This window comes from Streptomyces sp. NPDC005374 (assembly GCF_042872225.1).
Lineage (GTDB): Bacteria > Actinomycetota > Actinomycetes > Streptomycetales > Streptomycetaceae > Streptomyces.
On the sequence record NZ_JBIAKA010000008.1, the window covers coordinates 161,920 to 176,684 of the forward strand.

Sequence of the window (14,765 nt, forward strand, 5' to 3'; positions counted from 1 at the left end):
AAGAGGAGAGACTGTGCCCACTGTGCCCCCGGCCGAGACGGCCGCTCGGAGGTCCGCGGTGGACGTGACCGCGCTCCTCGAGCGCGGCCGGACCCTGGCCACCCCGGTGCTGAAGGCGGCCGTGGACCGCCTGGCATCCCCGATGGACACCGTTTCCGCCTATCACTTCGGCTGGATCGACGCGGCGGGCAACCCGGCCGACGGGGACGGCGGCAAGGCCGTGCGCCCCGCCCTCGCCGTCCTCTCGGCGGAGGTCACGGGTGCCGCGCCCGAGACCGGCATCCCCGGCGCCGTCGCCGTCGAACTGGTCCACAACTTCTCGCTCCTGCACGACGACCTCATGGACGGCGACGAGCAGCGCCGCCACCGCGACACCGTCTGGAAGGTGCACGGCCCGGCCCAGGCCATCCTGGTCGGCGACGCCCTGTTCGCGCTGGCCAACGAGGTCCTGCTGGAGCTCGGCACCGTCGAGGCCGGCCGCGCCACCCGCCGCCTGACCACCGCCACCCGCGCCCTCATCGACGGCCAGGCCCAGGACATCTCCTACGAGCACCGCGACCGCGTCAGCGTCGAGGAGTGCCTGGAGATGGAGGGCAACAAGACCGGCGCCCTGCTCGCCTGCGCCAGCTCCATCGGCGCGGTGCTCGGCGGCGCGGACGACCGCACCGCCGACACCCTGGAGAAGTACGGCTACCACCTCGGCCTCGCCTTCCAGGCCGTCGACGACCTGCTCGGCATCTGGGGCGACCCGGTCGCCACCGGCAAGCAGACCTGGAGCGACCTGCGCCAGCGCAAGAAGTCCCTGCCGGTCGTGGCCGCGCTCGCGGCGGGCGGTGCCGCCTCCGACCGGCTCGGTGAGATCCTCGCCGCCGACGCCAAGAGCAGCGACTTCGAGAACTTCTCCGAGGAGGAGTTCGCGGCCCGCGCCGCCCTCATCGAGGAGGCGGGCGGCCGTGAGTGGACGGCCGCGGAGGCACGCCGCCAGCACACCGTCGCCGTCGAGGCGCTCGACGCCATCGACATGCCCGACCGGGTGCGGGCGCAGTTCACGGCACTCGCCGACTTCGTCGTCGTACGAAAGAGATGATCATTATCGGTCGAATAGCCCTCGCGTAGTCGCCGGCCGGTGCTGCGAGGAAAGGAAAGGCACCGGCCGACGGCGGACCCACAGCAGAGCACCACATTGCACACTGCACGAAGGGGAAGCCATGACAGCGACGACCGACGGAAGCACCGGGGCCCTGCCGCCCCGTGTTGCCGCGGCCAGCGAAACCGACATCGCCACTCCCGTGGCGGCCGGGGTACAAGACGCCGCCGTACGCGCAGTTCAACGTGCCACCGAGCACCTGCTCGCAAGACAGGACGCCCAGGGCTGGTGGAAGGGCGACCTCGAGACCAACGTCACGATGGACGCCGAGGATCTCCTGCTCCGTCAGTTCCTGGGCATCCGCGACGAGTCCACCACGCGGGCCGCCGCCAGGTTCATCCGCGGCGAGCAGGGCGAGGACGGCACCTGGGCCTCCTTCTACGGCGGGCCCGGCGAACTCTCCACCACCATCGAGGCGTACGTCGCCCTCCGCCTGGACGGTGACGCGCCGGACGACCCGCACATGGCGAAGGCCTCCGCGTGGATCCGCGCGCAGGGCGGTATCGCCGCCGCCCGGGTGTTCACCCGGATCTGGCTCGCCCTGTTCGGCTGGTGGAAGTGGGAGGATCTGCCAGAACTCCCGCCGGAACTCATCTACTTCCCCAAGTGGGCCCCGCTCAACATCTACGACTTCGGGTGCTGGGCCCGCCAGACCATCGTCCCGCTGACGATCGTCTCCGCCAAGCGGCCGGTCCGGCCCGCGCCCTTCCCGCTCGACGAGCTGCACATCGACCCGGCCGATCCGAACCCCGCCAAGCCCCTCGCCCCGGTGGCGAGTTGGGACGGCGCCTTCCAGCGGCTCGACAAGGCGCTGCACCAGCTGCGCAAGGTCGCCCCGCGTCGACTGCGCCGGGCCGCGATGAACAGCGCGGCCCGCTGGATCATCGAGCGGCAGGAGAACGACGGCTGCTGGGGCGGCATCCAGCCGCCGGCCGTGTACTCGGTGATCGCGCTGCACCTGGTCGGCTACGACCTCGAACACCCGGTCATGCGGGCCGGGTTGGAGTCTTTGGACCGCTTCGCCATCTGGCGTGAGGACGGGTCCCGGATGATCGAGGCCTGCCAGTCGCCGGTGTGGGACACCTGCCTCGCCACCATCGCGCTCGCCGACGCGGGAGTGCCCGCCGATCACCCGCAGCTCGTCAAGGCGGCGGACTGGATGCTCGGCGAGGAGATCGTGCGGCCCGGTGACTGGGCGGAGAAGCGACCGCAACTGCAGCCGGGCGGCTGGGCGTTCGAGTTCCACAACGACAACTACCCCGACATCGACGACACCGCGGAGGTGGCCCTCGCCCTGCGCAGGGTCAGGCACCACGACCCCGAGCGGATCGAGAAGGCCATCGGGCGCGGGGTGCGCTGGAACCTCGGGATGCAGTCGAAGAACGGCGGGTGGGGCGCGTTCGACGTGGACAACACCAGCCCGTTCCCCAACCGGCTGCCGTTCTGCGACTTCGGCGAGGTCATCGACCCGCCGTCCGCCGACGTCACCGCGCATGTGGTGGAGATGCTGGCCGTCGAGGGGCTTTCGCACGACCCGCGCACCCGGCGGGGGATCGACTGGCTGCTCGCCGAACAGGAGCCGGACGGCTCGTGGTTCGGGCGCTGGGGCGTCAACTACGTCTACGGCACCGGCTCGGTGGTGCCCGCGCTGACGGCCGCCGGTCTGCCCGCCTCGCACCCGGCGATCCGGCGGGCCGTGGCGTGGCTGGAGAAGGTGCAGAACGAGGACGGCGGCTGGGGCGAGGACCTGCGCTCCTACAAGCACGCCAAGGAGTGGAGCGGCCGCGGTGCCTCGACGGCCTCGCAGACAGCTTGGGCGCTGATGGCGCTGCTGGCCGCGGGGGAGAGGGACTCCAAGGCCGTCGAGCGCGGCATCGAGTGGCTCGCGAGCACCCAGCGCGAGGACGGCTCCTGGGACGAGCCCTACTTCACCGGCACGGGCTTCCCCTGGGACTTCTCCATCAACTACCACCTCTACCGACAGGTCTTCCCGCTCACCGCACTCGGCCGTTACGTCCATGGAGAACCGTTCTCCCGGCCGGAGGCGGTCTGATGAGCACCCGGCCCGCCACCGCCCCGCTGCTGATCGCCTGCGCCCTCGGCATCGAGCACCTCGCCCTGCGCACGGGTGAGCGCGGCGGGGCCGGCGGGCCGGTCACCGTGCTCCGGACGGGCATGGGCCCCAAGGCGGCGGAACGGTCCGTCACCCGCCGTCTGGCCGATCCCCTGCTCGACGGGGCCGCCGTACTGGCCACCGGCTTCTGCGCGGGGCTCGCTCCCGGGATGCACCCCGGCGATCTGGTGGTCGCCGAGGAGACCCGACATCCGGACGGAACCGTTCCGTGTGTGGAGACCGACCTACTCGTCAAGGAGCTCGTACGGGCTGTACCGGGACGCACCGTGCATACCGGACCGCTCATCGGCTCCGATCACGTCGTCCGCGGTCACGAGCGGTCGGATCTGCTCGCGACCGGCGCGATCGCGGTCGACATGGAGTCCGCGGCCACGCTCCTGAGCGCCGTACGCGCGGGCGAGCGCCCCGTTGCGGCCGTCCGGGTGGTCGTGGACGCTCCACAGCATGAACTCGTCCGGATCGGCACGGTACGCGGTGGAATATCGGCCTTCCGCGTCCTTCGTTCCGTTCTTCCAGCTTTCTATGAATGGCACCGTTCCTTGCTGCTCCCCAGGAGGTGAGCCAGATGGCAATGCCGCTGCGTCAGTCCATCAAGGTCGCTACATACTTGGCCGAACAGAAGCTTCGCAAGCGGGAGAAGTTCCCGCTGATCGTGGAGCTGGAACCCCTGTTCGCGTGCAATCTCAAGTGCGAGGGCTGCGGCAAGATCCAGCATCCGGCCGGTGTCCTCAAGCAGCGCATGCCGGTGGCGCAGGCCGTCGGGGCGGTGCTGGAGTCCGGCGCCCCGATGGTGTCCATCGCCGGCGGTGAGCCGCTGATGCACCCTCAGATCGATGAGATCGTGCGGCAGTTGGTGGCGAAGAAGAAGTACGTCTTCCTCTGCACCAACGCCATGCTGCTGCGCAAGAAGATGGACAAGTTCACCCCGTCCCCCTATTTCGCCTTCGCGGTGCACATCGACGGGCTGCGTGAGCGGCACGACGAGTCCGTGGCGAAGGAGGGCGTCTTCGACGAGGCCGTGGGGGCGATCAAGGAGGCCAAGAAGCGCGGCTTCCGGGTCACCACCAACTCGACCTTCTTCAACACCGACACCCCGCAGACCATCATCGAGGTGCTCAACTTCCTCAACGACGACCTCAAGGTCGACGAGATGATGATCTCGCCCGCCTACGCCTACGAGAAGGCGCCCGACCAGGAGCACTTCCTTGGCGTGGAGCAGACCCGGGAGCTGTTCAAGAAGGCCTTCTCGGGCGGCAACCGCAAGAAGTGGCGGCTCAACCACTCCCCGCTCTTCCTGGACTTCCTGGAGGGCAAGGTCGACTTCCCGTGCACGGCCTGGGCGATCCCGAACTACTCCCTGTTCGGCTGGCAGCGCCCCTGCTACCTGATGAGCGACGGGTACGTGCCGACGTACCGCGAACTCATCGAGGAGACCGACTGGGACAAGTACGGCCGCGGCAAGGACCCGCGCTGCGCCAACTGCATGGCGCACTGCGGCTACGAACCGACCGCCGTCCTCGCCACCATGGGCTCCCTGAAGGAGTCCCTGCGGGCCATGCGCGAGACCGTCAGCGGAAACCGCGAGTAGCGCGATGACCGCCATCTCCTTGGGCGTCCCCGAGGTACCGGTCCGGCCGATCGCCGAGCGGCGTGTGTCGCGGCAGATCCAGGTCGGACCGGTGGCGGTCGGGGGCGGGGCCCCGGTGTCGGTGCAGTCGATGACGACGACCCGCACGTCCGACATCGGCGCCACCCTCCAGCAGATCGCCGAACTCACCGCGTCCGGCTGCCAGATCGTCCGCGTCGCCTGTCCCACCCAGGACGACGCGGACGCCCTCGCGACCATCGCTCGCAAGTCGCAGATCCCGGTGATCGCGGACATCCACTTCCAGCCGAAGTACGTGTTCGCGGCGATCGAGGCGGGCTGTGCGGCCGTACGCGTCAATCCCGGGAACATCAAGCAGTTCGACGACAAGGTCAAGGAGATCGCGCGGGCCGCGAAGGACCACGGCACGCCGATCCGGATCGGGGTCAACGCGGGGTCGCTGGACCGGCGGCTGCTCCAGAAGTACGGGAAGGCGACTCCGGAGGCGCTGGTCGAATCGGCGCTGTGGGAGGCGTCGTTGTTCGAGGAGCACGGCTTCCGGGACATCAAGATCTCCGTCAAGCACAACGACCCCGTGGTGATGGTGGCCGCCTACACGCTGCTCGCCGAGCAGTGCGACTACCCGCTGCACCTGGGGGTCACGGAGGCAGGGCCCGCCTTCCAGGGGACGATCAAGTCGGCGGTGGCCTTCGGGGCGCTGCTCAGCAGGGGGATCGGCGACACCATCCGGGTGTCCCTGTCCGCCCCGCCGGTCGAGGAGGTGAAGGTCGGCATCCAGATCCTTCAGTCCCTGAACCTGCGGCAACGGCGGCTGGAGATCGTGTCGTGTCCGTCCTGCGGGCGCGCACAGGTCGACGTCTACAAGCTGGCCGAAGAGGTCACGGCGGGTCTTGAGGGCATGGAAGTGCCCCTGCGGGTCGCGGTGATGGGGTGTGTGGTCAACGGTCCCGGCGAGGCACGGGAGGCGGACCTGGGTGTCGCCTCCGGCAACGGCAAGGGCCAGATCTTCGTCAAGGGCGAGGTCATCAAGACCGTCCCGGAATCGAAGATCGTGGAGACCCTCATCGAAGAGGCGATGAAGATCGCCGAACAGATGGAACAGGACGGCGTCGCGGCGGGGGAGCCGGCCGTCACCGTGAGTTGAACAGCACGGACCGAAGGGGGCCGAGCGTGACGATGCTGGAGAACATCCGGGGACCACGCGACCTGAAGGCGCTGTCCGAGTCGGATCTCGGTGAACTGGCCGAGGAAATCAGGGAGTTCCTGGTGCTTGCGGTCGCCAGGACCGGCGGACACCTCGGGCCCAACCTGGGGGTGGTGGAACTGTCCATCGCGCTCCACCGGGTCTTCGAGTCGCCGGTCGACCGCATCGTGTGGGACACCGGTCATCAGAGCTATGTGCACAAGATCCTGACGGGACGTCAGGACTTCTCCAAGCTGCGCTCCAAGGGCGGTCTGTCCGGCTACCCCTCGCGCGCGGAGTCCGAGCACGACATCGTCGAGAACAGCCACGCCTCCACCGCGCTCGGCTGGGCCGACGGGCTCGCCAAGGCCCGCCAGGTGCAGGGGGAGACGGGTCATGTCGTCGCGGTCATCGGCGACGGCGCGCTCACCGGCGGGATGGCCTGGGAGGCGCTGAACAACATCGCGGCCGCCAAGGACCGGCCGCTGATCATCGTCGTCAACGACAACGAGCGGTCGTACTCGCCGACCATCGGCGGCCTCGCCAACCACCTGGCCACCCTACGCACGACGGACGGTTACGAGAAGGTGCTGGCCTGGGGGAAGGAGGTACTCCTCAAGACCCCGCTGGTCGGCAACACCGTCTACGAGTCCCTGCACGGCGCGAAGAAGGGATTCAAGGACGCCTTCGCACCGCAGGGCATGTTCGAAGACCTGGGGCTGAAGTACGTCGGCCCGATCGACGGACACGACATCGGGGCCGTCGAGTCCGCGCTGAGGCGCGCGAAACGCTTCCACGGGCCGGTGCTCGTCCACTGTCTGACGGAGAAGGGCCGCGGCTACGAACCCGCCCTGGCTCACGAGGAGGACCACTTCCACACCGTCGGGGTGATGGACCCCCTCACCTGCGAGCCGCTCGCGCCCTCCAACGGGCCTTCCTGGACCTCGGTGTTCGGCGACGAGATCGCCGCGATCGGGGAGGAGCGCGAGGACGTCGTGGCGATCACGGCGGCCATGCTGCACCCGGTCGGACTCGGCAAGTTCGCCGCCCGGTTCCCGGACCGGGTGTGGGACGTCGGCATCGCCGAGCAGCACGCGGCCGTGTCGGCGGCGGGGCTCGCGACCGGCGGACTGCATCCCGTCGTCGCCGTCTACGCGACCTTCCTCAACCGGGCCTTCGACCAGCTGCTGATGGACGTCGCCCTGCATCGCTGCGGGGTCACGTTCGTGCTGGACCGGGCCGGGGTCACAGGGGTCGACGGGGCCTCCCACAACGGCATGTGGGACATGTCGATCCTCCAGGTCGTGCCGGGACTGCGGATCGCCGCGCCGCGGGACGCCGACCAACTGCGGGCGCAGCTGCGGGAGGCGGTCGCCGTGGACGACGCGCCGACGCTGGTGCGGTTCCCGAAGGAGTCGGTGGGTCCTTCGGTGCCGGCGATCGACCGGGTAGGGGGCCTGGACGTCCTGCACAGAGGTGACCGGCCCGAGGTGCTTCTGGTTGCCGTAGGCGTCATGGCCCCCGTCTGCCTCCAGGCCGCCGAACTGCTGGAGGCCCGCGGTATCAACTGCACGGTGGTGGACCCCCGTTGGGTCAAGCCCGTCGACCCCGCTCTGCCGGGTCTCGCCGCGGAACACCGGCTGGTGGCCGTCGTCGAGGACAACAGCCGGGCCGCCGGGGTGGGCGCCGCGGTCGCGCTCGCGCTGGGCGACGCCGATGTCGACGTGCCCGTACGGCGGTTCGGGATCCCGGAGCAGTTCCTCGCGCACGCCAAGCGGGGCGAGGTGCTCGCCGACATCGGGCTGACGCCGGTCGAGGTGGCGGGGCGGATCAGCGCGAGCCTGGCCGTGAAGGACCAGGCCGAAGTCAAGGAGCAGGCTGAATGACCACGGAGTTCGACCTCGGCAGACTCCTGGCCGAGCGCGGAGCCGAGCGCTACGAGCTGCACGGCAAGTACCTCAACCACCAGCTCCCGCGCATGCTGCACACCATCGGCTTCGACAAGGTCTATGAGCGCGCCGAGGGCGCCCACTTCTGGGACGCGGACGGCAACGACTACCTGGACATGCTCGCCGGGTTCGGGGTGATGGGCCTGGGCCGCCACCACCCCGTCGTCCGCAAGGCACTGCACGACGTCCTCGACGCCGGACTCGCCGACCTCACCCGCTTCGACTGCCAGCCGCTGCCCGGACTGCTCGCCGAGAAGCTCCTCGGGTACAGCCCGCACCTGGACCGGGTGTTCTTCGGCAACAGCGGCACGGAGGCCGTGGAGACCGCGCTGAAGTTCGCCCGGTATGTCACCGGCAAGCCCCGCGTCCTGTACTGCGACCACGCCTTCCACGGACTGACCACCGGGTCCCTGTCGGTCAACGGTGAGTCCGGCTTCCGCGACGGATTCGCGCCCCTGCTCCCCGACACCGCCGTCCCTCTCGGCGATCTCGACGCCCTGGCAAGGGAGTTGAAGAAGGGCGACGTGGCCGCCCTGGTCGTCGAGCCGATCCAGGGCAAGGGCGTGCTCGAGGCCCCGCCCGGCTATCTGCGGGCCGCGCAGGAATTGCTGCGCAGCCACAAGGCGCTGCTGATCGCCGACGAGGTGCAGACCGGGCTCGGCCGGACCGGGGACTTCTACGCGTACCAGCACGAGGACGGGGTCGAACCCGACCTGGTGTGCGTGGCCAAAGCGCTCTCCGGCGGCTACGTCCCGGTGGGCGCCACCCTCGGCAGGGACTGGATCTTCAAGAAGGTCTACTCCTCGATGGACCGGGTGCTGGTGCACTCGGCGAGCTTCGGATCCAACGCCCAGGCGATGGCGGCCGGGCTCGCCGTTCTGTCGGTCATGGAGAACGAGCAGATCGTCGCGAACGCCCGCGCCACCGGCGACCTGCTCAGGTCCCGGCTCGCGGCGCTGACCGACAAGTACGAACTGCTCGCCGACGTCCGCGGCCGGGGTCTGATGATCGGCATCGAGTTCGGCAGGCCCAGGTCGCTGAAGCTGCGCAGCCGCTGGACCATGCTCCAGGCCGCACGCAAGGGCCTGTTCGCGCAGATGGTCGTCGTTCCGCTGCTGCAGCGGCACCGGATTCTCACCCAGGTCTCCGGGGACCACCTGGAGGTCATCAAGCTCATCCCGCCACTCGTCGTCGGCGAGGCGGACGTGGACCGGTTCGTCGACGCCTTCACCGACGTCATGGACGACGCGCACAGCGGCAGCGGGCTGATGTGGGACTTCAGCAAGACGCTGGTGAAGCAGGCGGTGGCCAACCGGTAGAGGCTCACACGGAGGATTTTGCCTCTGGGGCAAGAAATTTGCCGCAGAGGCAAACCTCCGGCTCAATGGAGGCATGAGCTCCTCGGAAGCCTTCACGGAGCTGCCATCGGTGGCTCCTCAACTCCGTGCACTTCGCCGCCGCGCCTCCCTCACCCTGGAGGCCGCGGCAGGCGCCGCGGGCTTGTCGCCCGCGCACCTCTCCCGGCTCGAGACCGGGCAGCGTCAGCCTTCGCTGCCGATGCTGCTCGCGCTCGCCCGTATCTACGGTACGACGGTCTCGGAACTGCTCGGCGAGACGGTCGCCGACCGGGACGCCGTGCTGCGCGCCGCCGACATGGAACCGACCGCGGCGGGCGGCTGGACCTACGTCCAGGCGGGCGCGCCCGGCCGCGGCATGCAGGCCCTGCGGGTGCAGGTGCCGCACGGTTCCCAGGGCGACATCGTGCGGGTGCACCCGGGCGAGGAATGGCTCTACGTCCTCAAGGGGCGGCTCCGGCTGCGCCTCGGCGACACCACGCACCGGCTCGACCCGGGCGACAGCGCGCACTTCGACTCGCTGACCCCGCACCGCATCGCCGCCCAGGACCCCGAAGGCGTCGAGCTTCTGTTCGTCCACACCCTGTTGCAGAGCCCCACGGCCACGCTGTGCCTGGGCCCGAACCTTGGAGAGACGCCATGACCGACATGGAGGAGAAGTTCCCCCGCGCTCTGTGGGTGCGCCTGATCATCTACCTCGCGGTGGGTCACGTCTTCGCGGCCTTCATCTACTTCCTCTTCGCGGTGGGAGCAGGGCAGTAGTGGTGGCTGCGGCTTTGGGAAAGGCGCCGGCGACGGCCGCACGGCTCAGTCGAGGAGCCGCTCCCGCAGCCGCTCACGGATGTCCGGGGTGAGGCCGAGGCCCTCCTCCAGGTACGCGTCGACGCTGCCCCACGTCTCCTCGATGGTCTCGAAGGCCGCCGTCAGATACTCGACGCGCGCGTCGAAGAGGGGGCTGAGCAGCTCCATGACCTCGGGGGAGTAGGCCGTGGCCGCATCGGAGCCGCTGCGGCGCACCTTGTACCGACGGTGCTTGGCGTTGGACTCCAGATAGTCGGCGACGATGGCCTCGCGCTCCACGCCCACGGCGAGCAGGGTCACGGCTATCGACAGGCCCGCGCGGTCCTTGCCGGCCGCGCAGTGCATGAGAGCGGGAACGCTGTCCTCGGCGAGGGAGTGCAGCACCTGGGAGTGCTCCGCGGTGCGCTCCTTGATGATCTTGCGGTAGGCGGTGATCATCCGGTTCGCGCCCTTGCCGTCGCTCAGGATCTCGCGCAGCTGGTCGAGCTCGCCGTCGCGGACCATCTTCCAGAACTCGACGCCGTCGGCCGGGTCGCTCAGCGGCAGGTTCACATTGCGCACCCCCGCCAGCTCGACATCCATGCCCTCCAGCTTCTGGTCCGCCGCGTTGCGGAAGTCGAAGACCGTGCGCAGGCCGAGGGAGGACAGGAACGCGGCGTCGTCCTCTGTCGCGTGCGCCAGGTGCCCGCTGCGGAACAGCACTCCGTACCGCACCCGACGTCCGTCCACCGTCGGCATCCCGCCCACATCACGGAAGTTGCGGACACCGGCCAGTTCGGGTTCGGTCGACGGGATCTGCTGCGTCACGGGGTTCCTCCCAGCCGGTCACCGCCGGCGCTGCTCGTCGACGGGCACGCTCTCGACCATACGACATGTGTTCCTGGGGCAATCAGTTGTCCACAGCCCCGGCAATCAGTTGTCCACAGGCGTTGCAGCCGAGCTCACGGCCGATGATGATGTTGGTGCCTGAGCGCACCTGATGGCACCTGTTCGAATCTGTGAGGGGCACGATGCTGGAGATCGCCGAGAACGGCCGTACGTGGATTCTTTCCGGGCCGGCCAGCAGTTACGCCCTGCACCTCACCGCCGAGGGTGAGCTGCTGCATCTGCACTGGGGCCCGAGGATCACGCTCGCCGACGCCGACGCCGAGGCCCTCGCCGTTCGGCCGCTGCCGGAGTACTGGCCCTTCGAGTCGCCGCTGGACGGACGCGAGGAGTACCCGGTCGAAGGCGGCCCCCGTTTCACCCGCCCCGCCCTGTCCGTGCGCACGGACGAGCGACGCGGCACCGAGTGGAGCTTCGAGGCGTACGACACCGAGGGTGACGAACTGCGGCTGCGGTTCCGGGACGCCGGGCTGACCGTGACCCTGCACTACCGGATGCGCCACGACGTCCTGGAGCGCTGGGTGACCCTGGACAACCAGGGCCCGGCGCCGGTCGAGCTGCTGCGTGCCGACTCCGCCACCTGGACCCTGCCCGACCGCGAGGACGGCTGGCGGCTCTCCCAGCTGCACGGCCGCTGGGCCGCCGAGTCCCAGCTCACCCAGGCCCCCCTCACCTATGGCGACAAGGTCATCGGCAGCCGCCGCGGCCACACCGGGCACCAGCACCTGCCATGGGTGGCGCTCGACACCGACGCGACCGAGGAACGCGGCGAGGTCTACGGCTGCGCCCTCGGCTGGTCGGGGTCCTGGCGGATCGCGGTGGCCCAACTCCCCGACGCACGCGTGCAGATCACCGGCGGCGCCGGCTACGACGACTCGGGGCTGCTGAGCCTGGCGGCCGGGGAGTCCTTCACCACCCCCGTCTTCGCCGGCCTCTGGAGCGACGGCGGCTTCGGCGGCGCGAGCCGGGCCTGGCACGCCTACCAGCGGGCGTACGTCATCCCGGACGCGGACCAGGACCGGCCCGTGCTGTTCAACTCCTGGGAGGCCACGAACTTCGACATCTCCGAGGAGCAGCAGGAAGCCCTCGCCAGGCGGGCCGCGGCGATCGGCGTCGAACTGTTCGTGGTCGACGACGGCTGGTTCGGCGCCCGCACCAGTGACCGGGCGGGGCTCGGTGACTGGGCGCCCAACCCCGACCGGTTCCCCTCCGGCCTCAAGCCGCTCGGCGACCAGGTGCGTGCTCTCGGCATGCAGTTCGGTATCTGGGTCGAGCCGGAGATGGTCAACCCGGACAGCGAGCTGTACCGCGCCCATCCGGACTGGGTGCAGTTCCAGGCGGGACGGAAGCAGACGGAGTTCCGCAACCAGCTCGTACTGAACCTCGCGCGTGAGGACGTCCAGGAGTACCTGTGGGGGCAGCTCGACACGCTGCTCTCCTCGGCCCCGGTCGACTACGTGAAGTGGGACTTCAACCGCTGCTTCACCGACGCGGGCTGGCCCGGCGACGCGTACCCGCAGCGCCTGTGGGTCGACCATGTGCGCGGCTTCTACGCCCTGTTGGACCGGTTGCGGGAGGCCCACCCCGGCGTTGCCTTCGAGTCCTGCTCGGGTGGCGGCGGCCGGATCGACCTCGGGGTGATGAGCCGTACCGACCAGGTGTGGACCTCCGACAACACCGACCCGCTCGACCGGCTCGTCATCCAGCACGGCTTCAGCCAGATCCATCCCGCGCGCGTGATGGCCGCCTGGGTCACCGACAGCCCCAACACCCAGCTCAACGGCCGGGTGAGCTCCCTTCGGTTCCGGTTCGTGAGCGCGATGGCCGGGGTGCTCGGGGTCGGCGGGGATCTGGAGGAGTGGACCGAGGAGGAGCTCGCCGAGGCTCGCGAGTGGGTGGATCTCTACAAGGAGATCCGGCCCCTGGTGCAGCGCGGCGACCTCTACCGGCTGCGGCCTCCGCGGGGTGGCCTGAGTGCGGTGCAGTACGTCCTGGGGGACGAGACCGTCGTCCTCGCCTGCCTCCAGGCGCAGCACTACGGCGAGCCCGTTCCCGCATTGCGATTGCGCGGGCTCGACCCGGCAGCATCGTATGAATGCCCCGAAACGGGCGAAATTCACCGAGGGGCCGTATTGCTGCACCACGGACTTCGTACTCGTTTGCGGGGCGATCTCGATGCGACAGTTATCCGGCTCCGTCGCATCTAGGGCTTCTGTCCGAATTGATGGATTAATTCCAACTCCTTCCAGGGTGTGAGTGTCTGTGAATCCGTGGCGTGAGGAGCGTCATATCGGTGACGGTGTGTCGCGCGTCATGTTCACGTAATTCTCATGGTTTTCATGGGGATTTGGGCCGGGCGCCTGGCGTCCGATTCACGCAGGGTGACCGTTAATTCTCATAAGCGATCAACAGGAACGCATTCACAGGGAACCTCTCACTTGTCCCTTTGCGTCTTGCTCGCTTACGTTCGCCACCGATCCGGTCGGACGCCCAATCCTGCCGCCGAACGGATTCCGCACACACTCACCCGTACACGGCAGGAGCGGGGGACCCACAGGCAGTACGTCTGTTCCGGTCTCCGGAACAGGCTTGGGGTAAAGCCGCGTCTCGGCGCGGCCGGGCATCTCCAGCCCGCACCCGACAGCTCACCTCGCAGGCGCCGGAGAGGAATCCGCCATGCCCGCGAAGGGTAAGCACCGCCGTCCGAAGCCCCAGCGCTTCACCCGCTCGATCGCCGTCGCCGGAACCGGGGGTGCCGCGCTCGCCCTCCCGCTCATGGGGGCCACCGGCGCTCACGCCGCCACCTCGCAGTCGGTGTCGGAAAAGGCCGTCCAGTCGCTTCCGGTGACGCAGAAGGTCGCTGAGAAGACTGCCGAAAAGACGGCCGCGAAGAAGAAGGCCGCGACCGTGCGCACCTATTCGGTGCGGACCGGTGACTATCTCTCGAAGATCGCCGACGAGCAGAATGTCACCGGCGGCTGGAAGAAGCTCTACGCCGACAACCGCCAGGTCGTCGGCGACGACCCCTCGCTCATCCACCCCGGTCTGAAGCTCTCGATCGGCAAGAGGAGCGCGGCGAAGACCGAGTCCTCCGCCTCCGCTTCGGGCTCTTCGAAGGCCGAGCAGACCGAGTCGAAGTCGTCGTCGAACTCGACGGCCGTCACCCAGAGCTCCGACACCGCCGGCTCCAGCGGCTATGCCCTTCCGGTCAGCGGTGCCACCATCGGCACCGGCTACCGCGTGGCGGGCAGCATGTGGTCCAGCGGGTACCACACCGGCGTCGACTTCGTCGTCCCGACCGGCACCACGCTGAAGGCCGTGGCCGCGGGCACGGTCGTCTCCGCGGGCTGGGGCGGCGCCTACGGCAACCAGGTCGTCATCAAGCTGAACGACGGCTACTACGCGCAGTACGCCCACCTGTCCCAGCTCTCCGTCTCGGCCGGCCAGACCGTGACCGAGGGCCAGCAGATCGGCCTCTCCGGCGCGACCGGTAACGTCACCGGCCCGCACCTGCACTTCGAGATCCGCACCACGCCGGACTACGGCTCGGACGTGGACCCGGTCTCCTACCTCCGCTCGAAGGGCGTCGCCGTCGGCTGACGCTCCCCTGTGCCACCGAAGGCCGGACCCCGATCCCCGGGTCCGGCCTTCGGTGTTTCCTGCTGGTGTCCTTGCGCCTTCATGATCACTTCATTGCGGTCTTGT

The 14,765-nt window shown here is 69.2% G+C and carries 12 protein-coding genes and 1 riboswitch; of the genes, 11 read left to right on the forward strand and 1 reads right to left on the reverse strand.

Annotation, left to right across the window (positions count from 1 at the left end):
- The first annotated feature begins 22 nt into the window (after window positions 1–22).
- The 9 genes from ACFYRX_RS21650 (at window position 23) to ACFYRX_RS21690 (ending at window position 10,136) form a co-directional block, all read left to right on the forward strand.
- Complete coding sequence (locus tag ACFYRX_RS21650) at window positions 23–1,087, forward strand: polyprenyl synthetase family protein (RefSeq protein WP_389102723.1); 1,065 nt, start codon at window positions 23–25, stop codon at window positions 1,085–1,087.
- A gap of 121 nt (window positions 1,088–1,208) precedes the next feature.
- Complete coding sequence (gene shc, locus ACFYRX_RS21655; protein WP_389101988.1) at window positions 1,209–3,200, forward strand: squalene--hopene cyclase; 1,992 nt, start codon at window positions 1,209–1,211, stop codon at window positions 3,198–3,200.
- Window positions 3,200–3,841 (forward strand): 1-hydroxy-2-methyl-2-butenyl 4-diphosphate reductase, encoded by a 642-nt coding sequence (locus tag ACFYRX_RS21660; protein WP_389101991.1) that lies wholly within the window; start codon window positions 3,200–3,202, stop codon window positions 3,839–3,841. Before shc ends, ACFYRX_RS21660 begins: the two co-directional genes overlap by 1 nt.
- Window positions 3,842–3,846: 5 nt before the next feature.
- Entirely contained in the window at window positions 3,847–4,869 is a 1,023-nt protein-coding gene (hpnH, locus tag ACFYRX_RS21665; RefSeq protein ID WP_389101993.1) for an adenosyl-hopene transferase HpnH, read from the forward strand.
- Window positions 4,870–4,873: 4 nt separating this feature from the next.
- Window positions 4,874–6,031 carry a flavodoxin-dependent (E)-4-hydroxy-3-methylbut-2-enyl-diphosphate synthase gene (gene ispG / locus ACFYRX_RS21670; protein ID WP_389101996.1) on the forward strand — a complete coding sequence of 386 codons (1,158 nt, stop codon included), beginning with the start codon at window positions 4,874–4,876 and terminating at the stop codon, window positions 6,029–6,031.
- Between the two features lie 26 nt (window positions 6,032–6,057).
- Entirely contained in the window at window positions 6,058–7,956 is a 1,899-nt protein-coding gene (gene dxs, locus ACFYRX_RS21675; protein WP_389101999.1) for a 1-deoxy-D-xylulose-5-phosphate synthase, read from the forward strand.
- Entirely contained in the window at window positions 7,953–9,338 is a 1,386-nt protein-coding gene (locus ACFYRX_RS21680) for an aspartate aminotransferase family protein (RefSeq protein WP_389102002.1), read from the forward strand. The genes dxs and ACFYRX_RS21680 overlap by 4 nt, the downstream gene beginning before the upstream one ends.
- A gap of 73 nt (window positions 9,339–9,411) precedes the next feature.
- Window positions 9,412–10,017, forward strand: a complete 606-nt coding sequence (locus ACFYRX_RS21685; RefSeq protein ID WP_389102004.1) for a helix-turn-helix domain-containing protein — start codon at window positions 9,412–9,414, stop codon at window positions 10,015–10,017.
- Window positions 10,014–10,136, forward strand: coding sequence for a DUF6126 family protein (locus tag ACFYRX_RS21690; protein WP_389102007.1), 123 nt, complete (start codon window positions 10,014–10,016; stop codon window positions 10,134–10,136). Before ACFYRX_RS21685 ends, ACFYRX_RS21690 begins: the two co-directional genes overlap by 4 nt.
- A gap of 45 nt (window positions 10,137–10,181) precedes the next feature.
- On the opposite strand, the gene ACFYRX_RS21695 is transcribed toward ACFYRX_RS21690, so the two are convergent.
- Entirely contained in the window at window positions 10,182–10,982 is an 801-nt protein-coding gene (locus ACFYRX_RS21695; RefSeq protein ID WP_389102010.1) for a tyrosine-protein phosphatase, read from the reverse strand.
- 203 nt (window positions 10,983–11,185) lie between these two features.
- Between ACFYRX_RS21695 and ACFYRX_RS21700 the strand changes: the two genes are divergently transcribed.
- Together ACFYRX_RS21700 and ACFYRX_RS21705 are read left to right on the forward strand one after the other, a co-directional pair.
- Complete coding sequence (locus tag ACFYRX_RS21700) at window positions 11,186–13,267, forward strand: alpha-galactosidase (RefSeq protein ID WP_389102013.1); 2,082 nt, start codon at window positions 11,186–11,188, stop codon at window positions 13,265–13,267.
- A gap of 303 nt (window positions 13,268–13,570) precedes the next feature.
- A riboswitch (cyclic di-AMP (ydaO/yuaA leader) is annotated at window positions 13,571–13,732 on the forward strand.
- A gap of 4 nt (window positions 13,733–13,736) precedes the next feature.
- The gene (locus ACFYRX_RS21705) at window positions 13,737–14,660 is read left to right on the forward strand and encodes a peptidoglycan DD-metalloendopeptidase family protein (protein ID WP_389102016.1); all 924 of its coding nucleotides are present in this window, start codon (window positions 13,737–13,739) and stop codon (window positions 14,658–14,660) included.
- Window positions 14,661–14,765: the final 105 nt, after the last annotated feature.

Excerpts from the sequence above, each read along its gene's own strand:
- ACFYRX_RS21685 (WP_389102004.1), top strand. The coding sequence starts at position 9,412 with ATGAGCTCCTCGGAAGCCTTCACGGAGCTGCCATCGGTGGCTCCTCAA.
- ispG (WP_389101996.1), top strand. The coding sequence starts at position 4,874 with ATGACCGCCATCTCCTTGGGCGTCCCCGAGGTACCGGTCCGGCCGATC.
- ACFYRX_RS21680 (WP_389102002.1), top strand. The coding sequence starts at position 7,953 with ATGACCACGGAGTTCGACCTCGGCAGACTCCTGGCCGAGCGCGGAGCC.
- ACFYRX_RS21705 (WP_389102016.1), top strand. The coding sequence starts at position 13,737 with ATGCCCGCGAAGGGTAAGCACCGCCGTCCGAAGCCCCAGCGCTTCACC.
- ACFYRX_RS21700 (WP_389102013.1), top strand. The coding sequence starts at position 11,186 with ATGCTGGAGATCGCCGAGAACGGCCGTACGTGGATTCTTTCCGGGCCG.
- hpnH (WP_389101993.1), top strand. The coding sequence starts at position 3,847 with ATGGCAATGCCGCTGCGTCAGTCCATCAAGGTCGCTACATACTTGGCC.
- shc (WP_389101988.1), top strand. The coding sequence starts at position 1,209 with ATGACAGCGACGACCGACGGAAGCACCGGGGCCCTGCCGCCCCGTGTT.
- ACFYRX_RS21660 (WP_389101991.1), top strand. The coding sequence starts at position 3,200 with ATGAGCACCCGGCCCGCCACCGCCCCGCTGCTGATCGCCTGCGCCCTC.
- ACFYRX_RS21690 (WP_389102007.1), top strand. The coding sequence starts at position 10,014 with ATGACCGACATGGAGGAGAAGTTCCCCCGCGCTCTGTGGGTGCGCCTG.